General features: G+C 64.5%; 18 protein-coding genes. 5 read left to right on the top strand and 13 right to left on the bottom strand.

Annotated elements, in window-relative coordinates:
- Positions 1–25: 25 nt before the first annotated feature.
- The 4 genes from katG to aroC all read right to left on the bottom strand — a co-directional run bounded on the left by katG (position 26) and on the right by aroC (position 5944).
- Positions 26–2227, bottom strand: a complete 2202-nt coding sequence (gene katG, locus PF049_13495; protein ID WBY16579.1) for a catalase/peroxidase HPI — start codon at positions 2225–2227, stop codon at positions 26–28.
- A 176-nt stretch (positions 2228–2403) separates the two neighbouring features.
- Positions 2404–3993 (bottom strand): alkyl hydroperoxide reductase subunit F, encoded by a 1590-nt coding sequence (ahpF, locus tag PF049_13490; GenBank protein WBY16578.1) that lies wholly within the window; start codon positions 3991–3993, stop codon positions 2404–2406.
- Positions 3994–4093: 100 nt separating this feature from the next.
- Positions 4094–4660, bottom strand: coding sequence for an alkyl hydroperoxide reductase subunit C (ahpC, locus tag PF049_13485; protein WBY16577.1), 567 nt, complete (start codon positions 4658–4660; stop codon positions 4094–4096).
- A 201-nt stretch (positions 4661–4861) separates the two neighbouring features.
- Positions 4862–5944, bottom strand: a complete 1083-nt coding sequence (aroC, locus tag PF049_13480; GenBank protein WBY16576.1) for a chorismate synthase — start codon at positions 5942–5944, stop codon at positions 4862–4864.
- Positions 5945–6055: 111 nt separating this feature from the next.
- Between aroC and ruvA the strand changes: the two genes are divergently transcribed.
- The 3 genes from ruvA to ruvB are packed head-to-tail and all read left to right on the top strand — an operon-like array spanning position 6056 to position 8260.
- Complete coding sequence (ruvA, locus tag PF049_13475) at positions 6056–6652, top strand: Holliday junction branch migration protein RuvA (protein ID WBY16575.1); 597 nt, start codon at positions 6056–6058, stop codon at positions 6650–6652.
- Between the two features lie 4 nt (positions 6653–6656).
- The gene (locus tag PF049_13470) at positions 6657–7208 is read left to right on the top strand and encodes a DsrE family protein (GenBank protein ID WBY16574.1); all 552 of its coding nucleotides are present in this window, start codon (positions 6657–6659) and stop codon (positions 7206–7208) included.
- A complete protein-coding gene (ruvB, locus tag PF049_13465; protein WBY16573.1) occupies positions 7208–8260 on the top strand; it encodes a Holliday junction branch migration DNA helicase RuvB in 1053 nt (350 codons plus the stop codon). Before PF049_13470 ends, ruvB begins: the two co-directional genes overlap by 1 nt.
- Positions 8261–8862: 602 nt before the next feature.
- Here ruvB and PF049_13460 read toward each other — a convergent pair.
- The 4 genes from PF049_13460 to PF049_13445 all read right to left on the bottom strand — a co-directional run bounded on the left by PF049_13460 (position 8863) and on the right by PF049_13445 (position 14339).
- Positions 8863–9984 (bottom strand): hypothetical protein, encoded by a 1122-nt coding sequence (locus tag PF049_13460; protein WBY16572.1) that lies wholly within the window; start codon positions 9982–9984, stop codon positions 8863–8865.
- A gap of 232 nt (positions 9985–10216) precedes the next feature.
- Positions 10217–10639, bottom strand: a complete 423-nt coding sequence (locus PF049_13455) for a rhodanese-like domain-containing protein (GenBank protein ID WBY16571.1) — start codon at positions 10637–10639, stop codon at positions 10217–10219.
- Between the two features lie 26 nt (positions 10640–10665).
- Complete coding sequence (gene acnA / locus PF049_13450; protein ID WBY16570.1) at positions 10666–13341, bottom strand: aconitate hydratase AcnA; 2676 nt, start codon at positions 13339–13341, stop codon at positions 10666–10668.
- A gap of 125 nt (positions 13342–13466) precedes the next feature.
- Positions 13467–14339: a DMT family transporter gene (locus PF049_13445; protein WBY16569.1), complete on the bottom strand. Its 873-nt coding sequence runs from the start codon at positions 14337–14339 to the stop codon at positions 13467–13469.
- A 159-nt stretch (positions 14340–14498) separates the two neighbouring features.
- On the opposite strand from PF049_13445, the gene PF049_13440 reads away from it, so the two are divergent.
- Positions 14499–15899 (top strand): L,D-transpeptidase family protein, encoded by a 1401-nt coding sequence (locus PF049_13440; GenBank protein WBY16568.1) that lies wholly within the window; start codon positions 14499–14501, stop codon positions 15897–15899.
- 106 nt (positions 15900–16005) lie between these two features.
- Here the strand turns inward: PF049_13440 and PF049_13435 are convergent, their stop codons facing one another.
- Complete coding sequence (locus PF049_13435; GenBank protein ID WBY16567.1) at positions 16006–16680, bottom strand: murein L,D-transpeptidase catalytic domain family protein; 675 nt, start codon at positions 16678–16680, stop codon at positions 16006–16008.
- A gap of 75 nt (positions 16681–16755) precedes the next feature.
- On the opposite strand from PF049_13435, the gene PF049_13430 reads away from it, so the two are divergent.
- Positions 16756–17286 carry a hypothetical protein gene (locus tag PF049_13430; GenBank protein WBY16566.1) on the top strand — a complete coding sequence of 177 codons (531 nt, stop codon included), beginning with the start codon at positions 16756–16758 and terminating at the stop codon, positions 17284–17286.
- Between the two features lie 38 nt (positions 17287–17324).
- On the opposite strand, the gene PF049_13425 is transcribed toward PF049_13430, so the two are convergent.
- Genes PF049_13425 through ispG form a run of 4 tightly spaced genes read right to left on the bottom strand, consistent with a single transcriptional unit; the run spans position 17325 to position 20453 of the window.
- The gene (locus PF049_13425; protein WBY16565.1) at positions 17325–17858 is read right to left on the bottom strand and encodes a retropepsin-like aspartic protease; all 534 of its coding nucleotides are present in this window, start codon (positions 17856–17858) and stop codon (positions 17325–17327) included.
- A gap of 34 nt (positions 17859–17892) precedes the next feature.
- Positions 17893–18774 carry a histone deacetylase gene (locus tag PF049_13420; GenBank protein WBY16564.1) on the bottom strand — a complete coding sequence of 294 codons (882 nt, stop codon included), beginning with the start codon at positions 18772–18774 and terminating at the stop codon, positions 17893–17895.
- Between the two features lie 33 nt (positions 18775–18807).
- Entirely contained in the window at positions 18808–19284 is a 477-nt protein-coding gene (locus PF049_13415; GenBank protein ID WBY16563.1) for a thioredoxin family protein, read from the bottom strand.
- A 20-nt stretch (positions 19285–19304) separates the two neighbouring features.
- Positions 19305–20453: a flavodoxin-dependent (E)-4-hydroxy-3-methylbut-2-enyl-diphosphate synthase gene (ispG, locus tag PF049_13410; GenBank protein ID WBY16562.1), complete on the bottom strand. Its 1149-nt coding sequence runs from the start codon at positions 20451–20453 to the stop codon at positions 19305–19307.
- Positions 20454–20482: the final 29 nt, after the last annotated feature.

The raw sequence follows: 20482 nt of genomic DNA, 5'->3' as shown, positions 1-20482 counted from the left end.
AGGGTTTTCCCTTCAGGAAGGTCCATCACGCAATGTCGAAACGATCGGCATCCATGACCTTTGTCCAGGCACTAACGAAGTCGCGCACGAAGCGTTCCTCGCCGCCGGTTTCGGCATAGGTTTCCGCAACCGCGCGCAGCTGGGAATTCGAACCGAAGACGAGATCGGTCCGCGTGGCGCGGAACTTCTCCTCGCCCGACGCACGTTCCTTGCCGACGAATTCCTCGTCGCCGCTCTCGTCGACGACTTCCCAGACCGTGCCCATGGAGAGCAGGTTGACGAAGAAGTCGTTGCTGAGCGTGCCGACGCGGTCGGTCAGGACACCGAGCTTGGAGCCGTGTACGGAGTGGGTGCTGTTTGCACCAAGCACGCGCATACCGCCGAGAAGCGCGGTCATCTCCGGGATGCTGAGGCCGAGCAGGTGCGCCCGGTCGATCAGCATGTCCTCGGTCTTCACGTTCGCCTTGGTCTTCAGGTAATTGCGGAACCCGTCGGCGAAGGGTTCGAGCGGCTCGAAACTTTCCGCGTCAGTGTGCTCGTCGGTCGCATCGCCGCGGCCGGTCGTCACATCGACGCTGACCGAATGGCCGCCATCCTTGGCCGCCTTCTCGATTGCCGCTGCACCGGCCAGCACGATGGCGTCAGCCATCGACAGGTCGCCGCGGATTTCGTCGAGCTTCGAGAGGACCTTCGACAGTTCCTCAGGGTCGTTGACCTTCCAGTCTTTCTGCGGAGCGAGGCGGACGCGGGCACCGTTGGCACCGCCGCGGTGGTCCGAATTGCGATAGGTCGAGGCCGAGGCCCATGCCGCCTTCACGAGTTCCGAAACGGTCAGGCCGCTATCTATCACCTTCGACTTGAAGTCGGAAACGGCGCTGTCGGACGGCTTCGTGCCGGCCGGGACCGGATCCTGCCAGATCAGGTCTTCTTCCGGCACTTCGGGACCGTGGTAGCGGACCTTGGGGCCCATGTCGCGGTGGGTCAGCTTGAACCACGCGCGGGCGAAGGCATCGTCCAGCGCCGCCTGGTCGTCGCGGAAACGCTCGGAAATCTTGCGATATTCCGGGTCGCGCTTCAGCGCCATGTCGGCCGTCGTCATGATTGTCGGGACCTTCTTGGACGGGTCACGCGCATCGGGAGCCATGTCGGCTTCTTCCGGGTCGACCGGGGTCCATTGGTTGGCCCCGGCGGGCGACTGGGTCAGCTCGTATTCGTACTTGAACAGCAGGCGGAAATAGTCGTTGCCCCACTCGGTAGGATTGGGCGTCCAGGCGCCTTCGATGCCCGACGTGGTAATGTGGCCCTTGCCGATTTCCTCGGGGTCGGTCAGCCAGCCGAAGCCCATGGTGTGCAGCTTCTCGCCCTCGGGCGCCTTGCCGAACGTGTCGGACGGGGCCGCGCCGTGACACTTGCCGAAGGCGTGGCCGCCGGCGGTCAGGGCCACGGTTTCCTCGTCGTTCATGGCCATGCGGGCGAAGGTTTCGCGCATGTCGCGGGCCATGCCTTCGGGATCGTGCGGATTGCCGCCCGGACCTTCGGGGTTGACGTAGATGAGGCCCATCTGGATCGCCGCGAGCGGGTTTTCCAACGCCTTGCCTTCGTCGGGGATGATGCGGGTTTCGACGCCTTCGTCGACCCATTCCTCTTCCGTGCCCCAATAGGTGGTTTCAGGCTCGAATACGTCGGCGCGGCCGCCGCCGAAGCCGAAGACCGGGCCGCCCATGCTTTCGATGGCGACATTGCCGGTCAGGATGAAGAGGTCGGCCCAGCTGATATGCTTGCCGTATTTCTGCTTGATCGGCCACAGCAGGCGGCGCGCCTTGTCGAGGTTGCCGTTATCCGGCCAGCTGTTGAGCGGGGCGAAACGCTGCTGCCCGCTCGACGAGCCGCCGCGCCCGTCGCCTGTGCGATAGGTGCCGGCTGCGTGCCATGCCATGCGGATGAAGAATGGGCCGTAGTGGCCGTAATCCGCCGGCCACCAATCCTGGCTGTCGGTCATCAGCGCCTTCAGGTCGGCCTTCAGCGCATCGTAGTCGAGGGCATTGAAGGCCTCGACGTAATTGAAGTCTTCGCCCATCGGGTCGATGCCCTTGCCACCCTGCGTGAGGATGTCGAGCTGCAGCGAGTCCGGCCACCAGTCGCGGTTGGTCCGGCCCAGAAGGTCGCGCACTCCGCCATTGCCGGTGAAGGGGCATCCACCGCTGATATCGCCTGTCTTAGCATCCATTATCGTTCTCCATTCGCTCGGAATCGTATCTGTGATGGAGACGGTATGCGACTCGCGTTATGATTAGTCCAATCGATTAAACTGGCGAATATCATCGGATTGCTGATTGTACGGACATGAAAAAGGGCGCGAATGGCCGAACCATCCGCGCCCCTGTTTTCGTACCGCGGGTAAAATCAGGCTGCCTGCGCAATCTCTTCGGCTGGCTCCGTGCGGATCAGGTAGTCGAAGGCGGACAGGGCCGCCGTCGATCCGCCGCCCATGGCGACCACGATCTGCTTGTAGGGAACGGTGGTGCAATCGCCCGAGGCGAAGACGCCGGGTACATTTGTCGCCCCGCGTTCGTCGACCACGATCTCGCCATGCGGCGAGAGCTGCAACGCGCCGTCCTTCAGCCATTCGGTATTGGGAACGAGACCGATCTGGATGAACGCACCTGCCAGGTCCAGCGTGTGCATTTCGCCGGTTTCGCGGTTTTCGTAGGTCAGGCCGCTCATCCGCGTACCGTCGCCCGTGATTTCGGTCGTGCGAGCGGAGGTCAGGATGGTGACATTGTCGAATTCACGCAATTTGCGTTGCAGCACTTCGTCCGCGCGAAGCTGGCTGTCATATTCGATCAGGGTCACGCTGCCCACGATATTGGCTAGGTCGATGGCCGCCTCGACACCGGAATTGCCGCCGCCGACGACTGCGATGTCCTTGCCCTTGAACAGCGGGCCGTCGCAGTGGGGGCAATAGGCAACGCCCTTGTTCCGATACTCGTCCTCGCCCGGCACGCCGAGCGAGCGCCAGCGGGCACCGGTTGCAAGGATGATCGAGCGCGCTTCGAGCGCAGCGCCATTTTCCAGTTCGACCCGGTGCATTCCGCCATCATTGGTCGCGGGCACGATCTTTTTAGCCCCGGCCATTTCCAGCAGTTCGATGCTGTTGTCGCCGACCTGCCGGCGCAGTTCGTCGGCAAGCTTGGGCCCCTCCGTGTAAATCGTGCCGGGAAGGTTCTCGATGCCCAGCGTATCGTTCAGCTGACCGCCGAAACGCTCTGCTGCGATGCCGGTGCGAAAACCCTTGCGCGCCGTGTAGACGGAAGCGGCAACGCCCGACGGACCGCCGCCGATGACGAGCACTTCATACGGATCGAGCGCGTCGAGCTTCGCCGCTGCGCGGTCCGCCGCGCCGGTGTCCACCTTGGCGAGGATCTCGGCCAGCGTCATCTTGCCATTGAAGAAAGTTTCGCCGTTCAGGTAGGTCGCGGGCACGGCCATCACGTCGCGTGCATCGACTTCGTCCTGGAACGTGCCGCCTTCGATCAGCGTGGCCGTAACACCCGGATTTTCCAGCGCCATCAGGGTCAGCGCCTGCACGACATCCGGACAGTTGTGACAGCTGAGCGAGAAATACATCTCGAAATCGAAGCGACCTTCCAGTGCGCGCGCCTGGTCGATCAGGTCCTGCTCCACCTTCGGCGGGTGGCCGCCGGCCCATAGCAGGGCGAGCACCAGCGAGGTAAATTCATGCCCCATCGGCAGACCGGCAAAGCGCACCTGCCGGTCCGCATCCTTGCCGCGCCGGATCAGGAAGCTGGGAACCCGCGCATCGTCACCATCGAACTTCGCCTCCACCAAATCGTGCAGGGCCGCGATCTCTTCGAGCAATTCGCGCGTCTGCTGCGACTTCGCATCGTCGCCGAGAGTGGCGATCAGTGTTACCGGCTCGCGCAGATTGGCGAGATAGGTCTTGAGCTGCTGGGTCATCGTCTGGTCGAGCATGGGAACTCCTGGAGGAATGGCGGGGAACGGGAGGGGGCGGGCAAGAAAAAGGGGCGGCGCGACACCATGCGCGCCGCCCCTTTCCTTCAGCGTTTACCGGTTAGATCTTGCCGACGAGGTCGAGCGAGGGTGACAGCGTGTCGCTGCCTTCTTCCCACGCGGCCGGGCAGACCTGGCCGGGGTTGGCGCGCACATACTGTGCAGCCTTGATCTTGCGGGCGAGTTCGTTGGCATTGCGGCCCACGCCTTCGCAGGTCTGTTCCATGATCTGGATCACGCCGTCGGGATCGACGACGAAGGTTGCACGGTCGGCAAGGCCGACGCCTTCGCGCAGAACGTCGAAATTACGGGCGAGAACGTGGTTCTGGTCGCCGAGGAACGGGAATTCCAGCTTGCCGATCTTTTCGGACGTGTCGTGCCATGCCTTGTGGCTGAAGTGCGTATCGGTCGACACGCCGTAGACTTCGACGTCCATCTTCTGGAGCATGGCATACTGCTCGCCGAGATTTTCCAGCTCGGTCGGGCAGACGAAGGTGAAGTCGGCCGGATAGAAGAAGAAAACGGCCCACTTGCCCTTCACGTCCTCGTCCGTGACGTCGAAGAAGTCCTTGCCCTTCTGGAAGGCGGAGGCGGTGAACGGTTTGATCTGGCTTCCGATGATACCCATGGGTGTTCTCCAATAGTCGGGTTGAAACTTGTCAGAGCCAGATAGGGGCTGTTGCAGCGCACAAAAGTGAGATGTTGCGATTGCGAACATCGAAATTTTCAATCTAGAATTTGGAACTTTCGGAAAGCGCAACCAACGCGCCGTTTCGTTGCGTTTGACGCAATCGTGGCGCGGCGAGATGGGCTCGTCAGGGTTCGCCTGCTAGCCGCACTGCGCCCGGTGCAGCAGTTTGTGATCGGCCAGGACAAGGGCCATCATCGCTTCCACGACCGGAGTGCCGCGGATGCCGACACAAGGATCGTGCCGGCCCTTCGTGCGGACATGTGTCGCATTGCCTTCGCGGTCGATGCTGGGAGTGGGCGTCAGGATCGAACTGGTCGGCTTGAACGCGACGCGGCACACGACCGGCTGGCCGGTAGAGATTCCGCCCGCGACCCCGCCTGCATGGTTGGCGGCGAATTCCACGCCGTTGGCGCCCGGCGACATGGCGTCCGCGTTTTCCTCGCCGGTCAGCCGTGCCGCGTCGAAGCCATCGCCGATTTCCACGCCCTTGACCGCGTTGATGCTCATCATTCCTGAGGCAAGATCGCTGTCGAGTTTCGCATAGATCGGGGCGCCCCATCCGGCGGGTACACCCGTGGCCACGCATTCGACCACCGCGCCGAGAGAGGATCCGGCCTTGCGCGCGTCGTCCACCAAAGCCTCCCATCGCTTGGCCGCGTCCGCATCGGGGCACCAGAAGGGATTGCGGCCAATTTCCCCAGCGTCGAAATTGGCGGGGTCGATCCGGTCGCCGCCGATCTCGCTGACATAGGCCAAGATCGACACGTCACCGATCACCTTGCGCGCAACCGCACCGGCCGCCACCCGCATGGCGGTTTCGCGCGCGCTCGACCGCCCGCCGCCGCGGTAGTCGCGAAATCCGTATTTCGCGTCATAGGCATAGTCGGCATGGCCGGGGCGGTAGGTGTTCGCGATTTCGGAATAGTCCTTGCTGCGCTGGTCGGTATTCTCGATCAGCAGCGACAGCGACGTGCCCGTGGTGCGCTGTGTTCCGTCCTGCCCCTCGAACACGCCGGACAGGATGCGGACCGCGTCCGGTTCCTGTCGCTGGGTCGTGAACTTGTTCTGGCCCGGCTTGCGTGCGTCGAGGAACGGCTGGATGTCGTCTTCCGACAAGGCGATACCCGGGGGGCATCCGTCCAGTACGACACCGATTGCCGGCCCGTGGCTTTCCCCCCAGGTGGTGAAGCGCAGGACGCGTCCGAATGTATTCCAGCTCATGCCAGCTCCCTGAAACCAGCGCCTCTTGCCCACAATTGTGGGAGCCTGTCCATTCCTGCTGGACCAAACTTCTCTTGTGCCCCAAGAACAAACCATGCCCGGAAAGACGACATGATTGCAAAGCTGAAAGGCCTGCTGGACGAAACCGGAACCGACTGGGCCGTCATCGATGTCGGCGGCGTGGGCTATCTCGTCCATTGTTCCGCTCGCACGCTGAGTGCGCTGGGCGAAACCGGGGAAGCGTGCACGGTCTACACCGACCTGCAGGTGAGCGAGAACGATATGCGCCTGCTGGGTTTTGCCGAAGGGAGCGAGCGGGACTGGTTCCGCCTGCTGACCAGCGTGCAAGGCGTGGGCAGCAAGGTGGCCCTGGCCATCCTTTCCGCCTTGTCCACGGCCGAAGTGCAGCAGGCCTGCGCAGGCGGCGATGCAGCGATGGTTGCGCGGGCAAATGGCGTGGGCCCGAAACTGGCCGGCCGCATCGTGAACGAATTGAAGGACAAGGCCGGCGGATTGCCCGCAGGCGAAGGGGGCGTCGCTTTGGCTCCCAAAGGCGGGGCGAGCGCGGATGCCGTTTCGGCGCTGGAAAATCTGGGCTTCAAACCGGCTGTGGCGGCGCAGGCCGTCGCTGCAGCGCAAGGCGAATTGGGTGAAGGCGCGGGCGAGGGTGAACTCATTCGCATCGCGCTCAAAAAGGCAGCAGGATAGGGCGATGGCGATGAAGCTGTTCATGGCAATTACGGCACTGGCCGCATCGGGTGCCGCGCTGGCGCAAACGCCGGATGCGAGCCGCTTCGGTTATGGCCCGGTGTTTTCAGAGCATGGACCGCATGCGTCGGTCGAGGCGGATGTCGTCATCCCCGAAGGAACGGTGTTCAGGCACAGCTTCGACTCTGCGGAGCGGGCGGAAGACGGCCAGAACCGCACACTGATTTCCGCCGCGCGCTTCCTCAACATGCACGCTGCTGCCGGTGTCCCGCGGGAGAACATGGCATTGGCGGTGGTGGTCCACGGGCAGGCAGCGCAGGACCTGTTGACTGCTGAAGCCTATGCCTCCCGCTTCGAAGGCGCGGCCAACCCAAACGCGCCGCTGATCGCTGCGCTTGTGGGCGAGGGCGTGCGCATCATCCTGTGCGGCCAGAGCGCCGCGGGCCTCGGCCTCGACGAAACCGCCGACCTGCTGCCCGGCGTCGAAGTCGCATTGAGCGCCATGACCGCCCACGCCCTCCTCCAACAGGACGGCTACACGGTGAACCCGTTTTAGTGACCGACCCCGTACCCCTCCACACACCAGACCGCCAGCCGGAGGACCCGGACGCGGCACTGCGGCCGAAATCGCTCGGCGAGTTCGTCGGCCAGCAGGGCGCGCGGGAGAACCTGCGGGTCTTCATCGAGGCCGCCAGGAAGCGCGGCGAGGCGATGGACCATACGCTGTTCTTCGGGCCGCCGGGGCTCGGCAAGACGACGCTGGCGCAGATCGTGGCGAAGGAACTGGGCGTCGGCTTTCGTGCCACCTCGGGTCCGGTGGTGGCCAAGGCGGGCGACCTGGCCGCCCTGCTGACCAATCTCGAACCGCACGATGTCCTGTTCATCGACGAGATCCACCGCCTCAATCCCGTGGTCGAGGAAGTGCTCTATCCGGCGATGGAGGACCGCGCGCTCGACATCATCATCGGCGAGGGACCGGCGGCGCGCAGCGTGCGGATCGACCTGCCGCCCTTCACGCTGATAGGCGCCACCACGCGGCAGGGCCTGCTGACCACGCCGCTGCGCGACCGCTTCGGCATCCCGGTGCGGCTCAGCTTCTATACCGAGGAAGAGCTGGAACGCGTCGTTACCAGGGGGGCGGGATTGATGGGCCTGCCGATCGAACCTGCAGGCGCGCGCGAAATCGCCCGCCGCAGCCGCGGCACACCCCGCGTGGCAGGTCGCCTGCTGCGCCGGGTGCGCGATTTTGCGGAAGTCGCCAGCGCCGATATCGTGACCGCCCGGATAGCCGACGAGGCGCTGACCCGGCTGGAAGTGGATTCGCTCGGCCTCGATGCCATGGACCGCCGCTATCTCACCATGATCGCAGACATCTACGAGGGCGGTCCCGTGGGGGTGGAGACGCTGGCAGCCGGCCTTGCAGAGCCGCGCGACACGATCGAGGAAGTGGTCGAACCGTTCCTGATCCAGCTGGGCCTGGTCGCACGCACGGCGCGGGGGCGCTGCCTCAACGACCGTGGGTGGACGCATCTGGACAGAACGCCGCCAGCACCGACTCAGCGCGCCGCAGGGCCGTCGCAAACAGGCCTGTTCGACAAGGAAGGTTAACCGCCTGGGCAAGATTCGCCGCCTGAACGGTTCCAGAACGGGACATGTTGGCCCAGCATGCGGTTTTCAGGTCATTTATTTCGCCTGCCACGAGGATATTCATAGTTAACCGCATTGCCGCTCAGGCGAGTGGGCTGTTCCTAGAAGAGGACGGGGATACACCCAAGGCCGGACCCGCCGGCTGATGGGAAAGCCCCAGTTGGAACAGAGAGTTTGCCCATGTCGGTAAAAATGGCCCTGGCGAAATTGTCCGCGACTGCCGCGGGCGGTGCCCTTCTCGCAGGCGGTGCAGTGCACGTCGCGGAGAAGCCCATCACGGACAATCCGCAGTACAAGTCTTCGACGAAGTCCGTGAGGGCCCAGCCCGTCAAGTACGTCAAGGAACGCACCACGGTGGAGCGCCGTGTGCCCAAGACCGTAAAGCGCAAGCGCCGGATCGTGAAGCGCGTGGTCGAATGCGAACCCGTCGGCAGGCTCGGCGGCGCAGGCATGGCTCATCATGGCGCGGCAGCGGGTGCCCAGCATGGTGCGCCGATTGCCGGCGGGGCCTATGGCTACGGCGCGCATGGCGGCCAGATCGGCTACGACGAAAACGGCTGTGCCTACGCGACTTCGGTTGCCGTCGTTCCGACTGCGATCCCCCTTCCTGCAGCGCCTCCGTTCGTTGGCGGCAGCGGCGGTGATGGCGGTGTGACGGTCATCGGCGGAAGCGGCGGCTTCGGCGGCGGTTTCGGCGGCGGCTTCTTCGGTGGCTTTTTCGGTGGCGGCGGGTCGAGCGGCGGCAGCGTCGTCGTCAGCTCCACGACCACGACCTCGGGCGGCGGCACGTCCGGCAGCTCGTCCAGCAGTTCGGGCGGGACCAGCTCGTCGAGCGGGAATGGCGGCGATGGTATCAATATCGATATCGATATCGACAACACCTCCGGCGGAAGCACCACGACCACCGGCGGCGTCAGCACGTCGACCGGCGGGGTAAGCACCTCGACCGGCGGAATCTCCAGCACATCGACGTCGGGGAACGTCTCCAGCTCGTCCGGTAACGTGTCCAGTTCTTCCGGTAATGTTTCCAGTTCTTCGGGCAACGTTTCGTCCAGCTCGGGCAACGTCTCCAGCTCGTCGGGCAACGTCTCCAGCTCGTCGGGGAATGTCAGTTCCTCGTCGTCGTCTTCCAGCTCGTCGTCGTCCTCGTCTTCGTCGTCGTCCAGCTCGAGCTCGTCGAGCTCCGGTGGTGGTACGTCCGGCACGACAACCAGCGGCGGCATGGACCCGCATCCGCCGACCACGAGCGGCGGCGGTTCGGGTTCGTCCTCCGGCGGCTCCGGCTCCTCCTCGAGCTCTTCCTCGTCCTCATCGTCCTCCTCTTCCAGCGGCAGTTCCGGTGGCAGCGGCGGCTCGGGCGGAAGTGGCAGCTCCGGCAGCAGCTCGTCCTCGAGCAGTTCTTCCTCGTCCTCCTCGAGCAGCAGCTCGGGCGGTACGAGCGGCGGCGCGACGTCGAGCGGCAGCAGCGGTTCGTCCTCCAGTAGCTCGTCTTCCTCGGGCTCCAGCTCCAGCTCCGGCGGCACGACGGGCGGCGCGACGTCCAGCGGCAGCAGTTCGTCGTCCGGCAGCAGCTCCGGCTCTTCCTCGTCGAGCGGCGGTACGTCCGGCGTGCTGACGTCGAGCACGAGCTCCTCGAGCAGTTCGAGCAGTTCCAGTTCGTCCTCGAGCAGTTCGAGCGGCAGCACGAGCGGTACCCCGGTCCCCGCTCCACCGATGACGATCCTGTTCGGCGCTGCGGCTGCCGCAATCCTCGGTCGCCGGAAATGGGCCGTGAAGAAGGCCGCGAAAACCGCTTAAGGCCTCGGCCTCACGTCACAAAGCAAAGGGCGGCTCCTCCAAGCGGAGGGGCCGCCCTTTTGCTGTCCGGTCGGGAATGATCCGGCTGCCGTGCATAGGAGCGCCCGGAACCAGGCTGCCTTATCGCTCTTGTGGAACGACTACCGGAAGCCCCGCATCCTTCCATGCGACAATACCGCCCTCCAGATGCCGGATGGATAGCCCGGTCGCCTCACCATACTGCCTCGCCGCTTCGCCGGAACGCGCGCTCGACCGGCAGTAGAGAATTACCTCGCCCTCATCGGGATCGGGCAGGGCGAAGGGATCGAAACCGGCGAGCGGCCGGTTGACCGCGCCGGTGATATGTCCGGAGGCATATTCCAACGGCGTGCGGACATCGACAAGCACGATAGTGCCAGCGCTTACCAAGGGCGCAAGTTCGGCCGCGGTCAGCGTGGTGACCTCGCCCGGTATCAGAGCGCCTATGACTTGCGACGTGTCGCCTGTTCCATGCGCAGCGGGGGCTGCGCCATAACCGGCGCAGCCCCCAACACTTGCTGCCAATGGCAGCGCAAGAAGTGCAGTCAGCCTCAATCGGCAGCCAGCTTGCGGATCACGTACTGGAGGATGCCGCCATTGCGGTAATAATCCAGCTCGTTCTCGGTATCGATGCGGCACAGCGCGGTGAAGGTGGCGGTGGACCCGTCTTCGTGCGTGACTTCGACCTCGACGTCCTGACGCGGATTGAGGCTGGTGAGCCCCTTGATCGAGAACGTGTCGTTCGCGCCCAGCTTCAGCGTTTCGCGCGTATCGCCATCCTTGAACTGCAGGGGCAGCACGCCCATGCCGATCAGGTTGGAGCGGTGGATACGCTCGAAGCTTTCGACGATCACGGCGCGCACACCCAGCAGGATCGTGCCCTTGGCCGCCCAGTCGCGGCTGGAGCCGGTGCCGTATTCCTTGCCAGCGACGACCACCAGCGGCGTGCCGTCTTCCTTGTGCTTCATCGCCGCGTCGTAGATCGGCATCTGCTCGCCGTTATAGACGGTGTAGCCGCCTTCGACGCCCGGGACCATTTCGTTGCGGATGCGGATATTGGCGAAGGTGCCGCGCATCATCACGTCGTGGTTTCCGCGGCGCGAGCCGTAGGAGTTGAAGTCCGCCTTCGCCACCTGGTGATCGCGCAGATATTCACCTGCGGGCGAGTCTTCCTTGATCGAACCGGCGGGCGAGATGTGGTCGGTCGTCGTCGAATCCCCAAGGATCGCCAGCGGCTTCGCGTCGGTGATGTCGGTGATCGGCGCCGGGGTCATCTCCATGCCTTCGAAGAAAGGCGGGCTGGCGATGTAGGTGCTGCCAGGGTTCCAGCGATAGGTGTCGGACGCCTCGACCTTCACCGCCTGCCAGTGCTCGTCACCCTTGTAGACGTCAGCGTAGCGCTTCTCGAACATTTCGCGATCGATATTGGCCGCGCGGTGTTCGGCGATTTCCTGGTTGGAAGGCCAGACATCGGCCAGCATCACGTCATTGCCGTCCTGGTCCTGCCCCAGCGGGGTGGTCGTGATGTCTTCCGTCACCGTGCCGAGGACAGAATATGCGACGACCAGCGGCGGGCTGGCGAGGAAGTTGGCGCGCACGTCGGGCGATACGCGGCCTTCGAAGTTGCGGTTGCCCGACAGGACGGAAGCGGCGACGATGTCATTGCCGTTGATCGCCTTGCTGATCTGCGGGGCCAGCGGGCCGGAATTGCCGATGCAGGTCGTACAACCATAGCCGACGAGATCGAAGCCCATGGCGTCCAGGTCGTCCTGAAGACCGGACTTCACGAGGTAGTCCGTGACCACCTGCGAACCGGGCGCGAGACTGGTTTTCACCCAGGGCTTGGGCAGCAGGCCCTTCTCGCGTGCCTTCTTGGCGACGAGGCCTGCGGCAATCAGCACGTCGGGGTTAGAGGTGTTGGTGCAGCTGGTGATGGCCGCGATCACCACGTCGCCGTCACCGATGTCGTGATCGGTATCCGACACGTCGACGCGGTGCGGCGTGTCCTTGCCGTACAGCTTCTTGAGGTCGGAATTGAACAGTTCGTCCACTTCCGGCAGCGCGACCTTGTCCTGCGGACGCTTCGGTCCGGCGAGGCTGGGGACGACGCTGTTCATGTCGAGGCTGAGCGTTTCGCTGAACACCGGCTCGTTGTCGGGTTCGATCCACATGCCCTGTTCGCGGCAATAGGCTTCGACGAGGGCAATCTGGTGCTCGTCGCGGCCCGTCAGGCGCAGATAGTCGAGCGTCTTGTCGTCGACGCCGAAGAAGCCGCAGGTCGCGCCGTATTCCGGCGCCATGTTGGCGATGGTCGCACGGTCGGCGAGGCTGAGATTGCCGACGCCGGGGCCGTAGAACTCGACGAAGCTGCCTACCACGCCGACTTCGCGCAGCATCTGCACGCAGGTCAGCACGAGGTCGGTCGCGGTGACGCCTTCGGCGAGCGCGCCTTCAAGCTTGAAGCCGACCACCTTGGGGATCAGCATCGAGATCGGCTGGCCGAGCATGGCTGCCTCTGCCTCGATCCCGCCAACGCCCCAGCCAAGGACGCCAAGGCCGTTGATCATCGTGGTATGGCTGTCCGTGCCGACGCAGGTGTCGGGATAGGCAACCATTGTGCCATCCTTGTCCGCGCTCGACCACACGGTCTTGCCGATATGCTCCAGGTTCACCTGGTGGCAGATGCCGGTGCCCGGAGGCACGGCGGAGAAATTCTCGAAGCTCTTGGAGCCCCATTTGAGGAAGTCGTAGCGCTCCGCATTACGGGCATATTCCAGTTCGACGTTCTTCTCGAACGCCTTCGGGTGGCCGAATTCGTCGACCATGACGGAGTGGTCGATCACGAGGTTCACGGGAACCTGCGGATTGATCTTGTTGGTGTCGCCGCCGAGCGCGGAGATGGCATCGCGCATGGCAGCGAGGTCGACCACGCAGGGAACGCCGGTGAAATCCTGCAGCAGGACGCGGGCAGGCCGGTACTGGATTTCATCGCCGGTGGTCGGGTTCTTCATCCAGTCGACGATCGCCTGCGCGTGATCGGTCGACACGGTGTGGCCGCCGTCTTCGAAGCGGAGCATGTTTTCCAGCAGGACCTTCAGGCTGAACGGCAGGCGCGATACGTCGCCCAGTTTCTCCGACGCCTTCTTGAAGGAGTAGTAGGCGTATTCCTTGCCATCTACGTTGAGCGTGCTGCGGGTGCCGAGCGTGTCCTTGCCGACCTGGGTCATATGCGTCCTTTCGAAAAGCGAATCTTCCGGGGCCTCTCACCCGTAACGGACGGGCGCACCGAATGTGCCGCGCACCTGCGACACGAAGCCCGTTTCGTCAAGGGTCGCAGGCGGTAGAAAGCCCTTCAAACAGCCCTTTTTCGCCGCCCTGCGATGAAACTGCCGATGACGATCAGGCCGGTTCCCAGCAGAGTCGTGACCGTGACCTCCTCCGCGAAAAACAGCCACCCGAACAGGACGGCCCACAGGAAGCCCGAATACTCTATCGGGACCAGCACCTGCGCCTCTGCCCGGGCATAGGCCCAGGCAAGCAGCATGGCGCCAGCCACCGTCAGGACAGCGGCGCCTGCAATATCCGCCATGGCGGGCCAGCCGGGCATCACGAACAGCCACGGTGCGGCCAGCGCAATGAGGATGGCGGAGACGCCGCCGTGGAACGTCGCGACCTCCGCCGGGCCTGCGGCCTGCGACTGCAGGCGGATGATGATGAAATTGACCGCGTACAGGATCGCGGACACCAGTATGGCGGCGATCCCGAGAACGGTATCGTCGCCCGCATCGCCCTGTCCAAGCCTGCCGGACACGATCACGATGGTCCCGGCAAATCCCAGTATCGATGCGTAGACGGCCTCGCGCCGGACGGTTTCCTTCAGCACCAGCGCGGCAAGATAGAGCGCGATGAGCGGCGCGACGAAGGAGATCGCGATAGCCTCTGCAATGGGCAGGACGGTGATCGCGTAGAAGAACGTGAGCGCCATGCACGCCGATACGCCGCCGCGCACCAGGTGGAGGCGCAGCGCCCGCTTCCCGGGCCAGCGACCGCCCGTGCCAAGCCAGATGGGCGCGGCCATGGCGGCGGACAGCGCCGCGCGCATCAGGGTGGCGCTGTAAACGCCCGCTGCCAGCGCCGCGCCTTTCATCAGCGCATCCATAAGGGCCAGGGAGCCCACCGCCGCAAAGGTCGCCAGTACGGGCAGCAGGGCCAGGTTTCTCGTCATCTCCCGCCTGCCCTAGCGATGGATGAGGCGCAGGTCACCGATGCAAACCGGGCGCAGGTGGCGATAATTCAGCTTGCGCTAAGCGCAGGTGCTTGATGGCAGCACGACGACGCGGCAAAATGGCCGCAACAGGTGGGACCAACCATGCGAACGATGACGATGAAAACACACCTCCTCCTTGCAAGCGCGGCTCTCGCGCTTCCTTTCACTGCCGCCGCGCAGGGCTCGCCGGCCAATCTGCTACCGGAAGAAAAACCGAAGACGGTCGCGGAATCCTTCGCCGGTGATCCCGATTACGATACGCCGACCACGGGCACGGCGCTCGCGGCTCCCGCCGCGCAGCCCGCCGCTGCGGACGAGATGCGGACCGTTCAGCAGGTGACATCCGACGTTCAGGAATGGCCCGTCGAACATGCGATGGCTCTCGCCGATCTGCTCGACGGCATCGACGCGGAAGGTCTCGATCCCGCCGACTACGACATTGCCGGTTTGCGGGCGATTGCGCTGCAGGGGCCGGGGGCGCAGCTCAATGCCGAGGCAAGCAAGCGTTTTGCCTGGCTGGTCGAGGACATGCGCGACGGCCGCACGCCGATGGCCGCGCGCAAGCAATGGTTCGTGATGGACCCCGATGCCGACCGCTACCGCACGGGCGATATCATGGCGCAGGCGCTTTCCTCCGGCGACCTTGAGGCGGCGCTTCAGTCGATCGCGCCGGAGCATCCCGATTACGCCCGCCTGCGAGAGGAACTGGCGAAGGTCGATGCCGGCTCTGCCCGTGGCAAGCTGATCCGCGCGAACATGGATCGCTGGCGCTGGCTTCCGCGCGATCTGGGCAGCCAGTACCTGATTACGAATGTCCCGGAATACCAGCTGCGGCTGACGGTGAACGACAACATCGTGCGCACCTATCGCACGATCGTCGGCAAGCCGGGGCGCACGGCGACCCCGCAGCTTGCCGAAAGCGTGGAGGGCGTGATCCTCAACCCCACCTGGACCGTGCCGCAGAGCATCGTGAAGGGCGAAGGGCTGGGTGCGCGCGTGTTGGGCAATCCTGCGTGGGCCAAGGCCAAGGGCTATACCGCGACCAAGGGTGCGAATGGCTGGGTATCGGTCGTCCAGCAGCCGGGGCCGACCAATTCGCTCGGCAAGATGAAGCTCGACATGCCGAACAAGCATGCGATCTTCTTCCACGACACGCCTTCGCGCGGCCTGTTCAAGAACGCACAGCGTGCGCTCAGCCACGGCTGCATCCGCACCGAACGGGCAGACGAGCTGGCATTGACGCTGGCCATCCTGCAGGCGGGCCTGACAGCGGAAGAAGGCGTGGAGAAGCTGGCGAGCGGGAAATACACCCGCGTCGGCTTCGAGAAGAAGATGCCCGCCTACATCACCTATTTCACGATGGCGCAGGACATCGACGGCAAGCTGACGACGTTCAACGACATCTACGGGCGCGACCAGGCGGTGCTCGATTCGCTCGATGCACCCCGCGTCGCCAATCGCAGCCGCGTTACCGACGAACAGATCATCGTGATAGAGGACGATCCGAGGGCTACCTGACGCACCAGCCGATCGCGCACGAAAGCGGGTAACCTGCGGGCCTGTCGTTCAGGTCCGCAGGCTCCTTACGCCATATCGGAACCGGATATTCCGGCGCGCCGGTATCCTAAAATTGCACGGATGGCTGCGAGGCAGGCGCGGCAATCGTGCTGCCATCCTCGCCCAGGCCCAGGCTGTCGGCGTATAGCAGGCGTCCGCCCGACAGGTTCAGCAGCGCGATGCGGAACTGTTCCTCGCCCATGGCGAAGCAGCCATTGCTGCGGCCGAGACGTCCCCAGCGTTCGAGGTGGGACTGTTCCGCATAGGCGGCGCGGTGCATCACGATATAGCGTCGCAGCGCGTTGTCGTTCGTGCTGTCGAGACCGCCGAGGCGGACCGACGTGCCGTAGCGCCCCTTGTACCATTCCCACGTGACATAGGCCCCCTTGCTGGTCGCATTGGAGCCCTCCACATTCGAATAGGAATTGAGCCAGCCGTCATGTTCCGGATCGGACCCGGTGCCGTGGCTGACGTGATAGGATTGCACTTCGCCAAGGCCCAGATTGACGAAATGGAAGCGCGGTTCGCTGGAGCGAAGGCCGTAATCGGCAATGCCGACGATGTCCTTCTTCCAGATGACGCTTCCGGCCTTGTCCAGCTCGCGCTTGGCGATGTCGAACAGGGCGCGGTCGCGCAGGCTGCCGGTCTTCGGTTGGGCGAAGGTCGTCGCCAGCGCGCGGCCGGGTACCGCGGCCAGGGCGCCTGCCGCAAGAGTGCCCTTGATAAGATCGCGTCTGTTCATTCTTGCTGCCTATCATAGCCAAGCTTAATCGCGGCTTGAAGCGGGAAACCGCCGGAATCGACGAAGGAGCCCACCATGCGTCTTATTGCTGCCTCCATCTGCCTCCTGCTGACCGCCGCCTGTGTGTCCGCGCAAGGGGAGGGAGCCGATGCGACCCAAGTCCCGTCGCCGCCCGATCACGCGGAAGAGGGTGCTGCCGAGGCCAGCGAGATTCACGACGGAAAACCGGTCCCAACGACCGTCCTGAGCGCGGCGGACGCGATCAGGCTGCGGCAGAACTCCGGCATCACGCTGCAATGGATCGGCTGGGACGAACGCGGCGATGCCACCGTCGGCGTCGATGCGTTCGGCACCTATCGCCTGTATGGGCGGCAGGAGGGGCCGAAGGGCGAATTGCTGATCGTGCTGGGGCGGATCACGGAAATCGGGCCCGACTATTTCCTTTTCGACGGCCTGATCCAGATCGCCTATGCGCCGGACCCGGACCGCGAATGCTACGGCAACAGGACCTGGCGGTTCGAGGCGACGCAGGGGCGCAAATATTACCGCCTGCGCGAATTCGAATGGTGCGACGGTCTGACCGATTACATCGACATCTATTTCTGAAGGACCAGAGCCGCCGACCGCCCTATGCGCGAACCGGGCTATTGTACGCTCAGCACCATCCGGTCTTCGGCAATCGCGACATTTCCGACCGAGGAAAGGTAGGACTGGCCGAGCAATGACACATCGAGGCCCTCTGGCACGATGACCGCCTGCACGCCGCGTGCGGTGATGCCGCCTACATCCACTTCTGTCAGCATGGCCGGCACGCCCATCACTTCTCCGCTCGCGCCCCTTCCGATGACGCGCACATCGGCGGGCGACCAGTCGAGCCCTGCGGCCAGCGCGTCCGGCGCGGTCAGGGCGATGACGCTGGCACCGGTATCGACCATCATCCGCAGCGGTGCGCCGGACACGGTGACGTCGGCATAGAAATGGCCGTCGCTTTCGCGGTTCAGCGAATGGTCGCCCTGGTACCACGATGCGGACTCGGCGTCGGCACCCTGCGCATCCGGCATGTTCGCAGCCGGCAGGTCGTTTTCCCCGGCATCCCCACCCGGCTCGTCGGCAGAGGGAATGAGCGCGGCCGTCACCGCGCAGACCCCGAAAACCAGCAGGAGCGAACGTCCGATCATCCGGCGACCCTAGCGCCGGGGTGCTTAAGCGGACCTAAAGAGGACCGAAGCACGTATTCTCGTCAGCCATGGCCAGCATGGACCGGGCATGGCGTCCCGCGACCTCTGCGGGATCCTGTCCGTATCCGCCGCCAAGGGCGCTGGCGATCGGCAAGCCGCGCTGCCGGACCTGCGCCACCACATAGCGATCCCGCGCCTCCAGTCCCTCCCCCGTGAGGGAAAGTCGCCCGAGCCGGTCACCTTCGTGCGGGTCGACCCCGGCCTGGTACAGCACGATGTCGGGTTGCACGCTGGTGAGCAGGTGCGGGAGATGCTGCGCCAGCACTTCCAGATAAGCCGCATCATCCGTTCCGTCGGGCAGGCCGACGTCGAGGTCGGAGCGCGCCTTGCGGACGGGGAAGTTCTTCTGCGCGTGCATGGAGAAGGTGACGATATCCTCACGCCCCGCAGTCAGGCTGGCCGTGCCATCGCCCTGGTGGACGTCGAGATCCACGATCAGGACGCGCGCGGCGTCCCCTTGCGCGATGAGCCTGTTCGCCGTCACCGCCAGGTCGTTGAACACGCAATATCCCGCGCCGGTATCGTACACCGCGTGATGGCTGCCCGCTGCGCTGTTGGCGGCATAGCCATGCTGCATAGCGAGGCGCGCGGCGAGCCATGTGCCGCCATTCGTATGCTGCACCCTTTGCGAGATATGCGCGGTGACCGGGAAGCCGATGCGCCGCTCCTTCTCTCGCGGGACGGTCTGGGTCAGGACCTGTTCGACATAGTCCGGGTCGTGCACCGCCTCCAGCCATTCGCGCGGGCACGGCTCGGGCGCGTGTTCGGTGATCGCCGCCCCGCTTTCCCGCAAAAGGCGCATGACGAGCTGGTACTTGTCGAACCGGAACGTCCCGCGTGTCGGCGGCGGGGCCATGTAATCGACATGGTGGACGACGTGGAGCAGGAGTTACAGTCCCGCTTGTGCGAAGCGGAACAACTCCATGTAGACAGCGTCCGGATTGCGGCTCGCAGCATCGCGCCACAGTTTCGCGGTTGCTACGTTCAGAGTCGCGCCTCTCCGGCCGATCACGATGACTGTCGGCGTGCCCTCTATACCCTCGACGCCCAGTTCGGCGCCAAGTTCGAGATTACGGCCCTTACCATTCTGAGGGGTGCCGACATCGACGAACACCATCTCGTAATGCGCGTCTGTCAGCGCGCGAAAGCGTTCGGTTTCGAGGAGACCGGCGAGGGCCCGGCTGTCGTGACACCAGTTTGCACCAAAGACCGCCAGCGTCAGCTTTCCATCAGCTTTCGCACGTTCGAGCGCCGTTTCCAGTTCGGGTCGAGCCGCTGCAGCAGCTTCGAACGGGCGTGCCTCGTACGGATGAGCGCTGTGCGGGTGAGAGGTCGTGGCGCAGCCAGCGACCGCTATCGCCAACATACCGGCGAGCAAGGCGCGCATCACTCGGCAGCTTCGGCCGTATGCGGATCGAACGCCTGTGCTTCGCCTGCCTCGATGGCAGCGGCCTTTTCCTCCACCAGCTTCACGATGTGGCTAAGCATATCTTCGCTCTCGATATGGTGGTCCTTCACGCCCGACAGATAGACCATGTGCTTGCCGTTACCGCCGCCGGTCAGGCCGATATCGGTTTCGCGCGCCTCGCCCGGGCCGTTGACCACGCAGCCGAGGACCGAAAGGCTCATCGGCGTCTTGATGTGCTCCAGCCGGGCCTCCAGCGCCTCGACCGTGCGGATGACGTCGAACCCCTGGCGCGAGCAACTGGGGCACGACACCACGCGAACGCCGCGCGTACGCAGCCCCAGCGCCTTCAGCATCTCGAAACCGACTTTCACTTCCTGCTCCGGCTCAGCGGAGAGGGACACGCGGATCGTGTCGCCGATGCCTGCCCACAGCAGGCTGCCGATGCCGATGGAGGACTTGACCGTCCCGCCGATCAGGCCGCCCGCCTCGGTAATGCCGAGATGGAGCGGACAGTCCACCGTCTCTGCCAGCGCGTGATAGGCAGCGACGGCAAGGAACACGTCGGACGCTTTCACCGCGACCTTGAACTCGTGGAAATCGTGGTCCTGCAACAGCTTGATATGGTCGAGCGCGCTTTCCACAAGAGCTTCCGGGCAGGGCTCGCCGTATTTTTCCAGCAGGTCGCGTTCCAGCGACCCTGCATTGACCCCGATGCGGATCGCGCAGCCATTGGCCTTCGCCGCGCGGACGACTTCGGCCACGCGTTCGCTGCTGCCGATATTGCCGGGATTGATCCGCAGGCAGGCAGCGCCCTTGTCCGCTGCTTCCAGCGCGCGCTTGTAATGGAAATGGATGTCGGCGACGATCGGGACCTGGGCCGCCTTCGTGATTTGGTCGAAATGCTCGGTCGATTCCTCGGTCGGGCAGGACACGCGGATGATGTCCGCGCCCACATCCTCGCAACGGCGAATCTGGTCGATGGTCGCGCCGACATCCTCTGTCGGCGTATTGGTCATCGTCTGGACCGAAATGGGTGCATCGCCGCCCACGGGCACGCTGCCGACCATGATCTGGCGGGACTGGCGACGCTCGATGGAGCGCCAGGGGCGGATGGTGTTCGTGCTCATGCAGCGTCCCTTAGCACTGCCGGGCAGGC

It is taken from the genome of Erythrobacteraceae bacterium WH01K, from assembly GCA_027941995.1.
Lineage (GTDB): Bacteria > Pseudomonadota > Alphaproteobacteria > Sphingomonadales > Sphingomonadaceae > CAJXSN01.
Note: the sequence above shows the minus strand (reverse complement) of the source record. Positions and strands in the feature narration are given on the sequence as shown.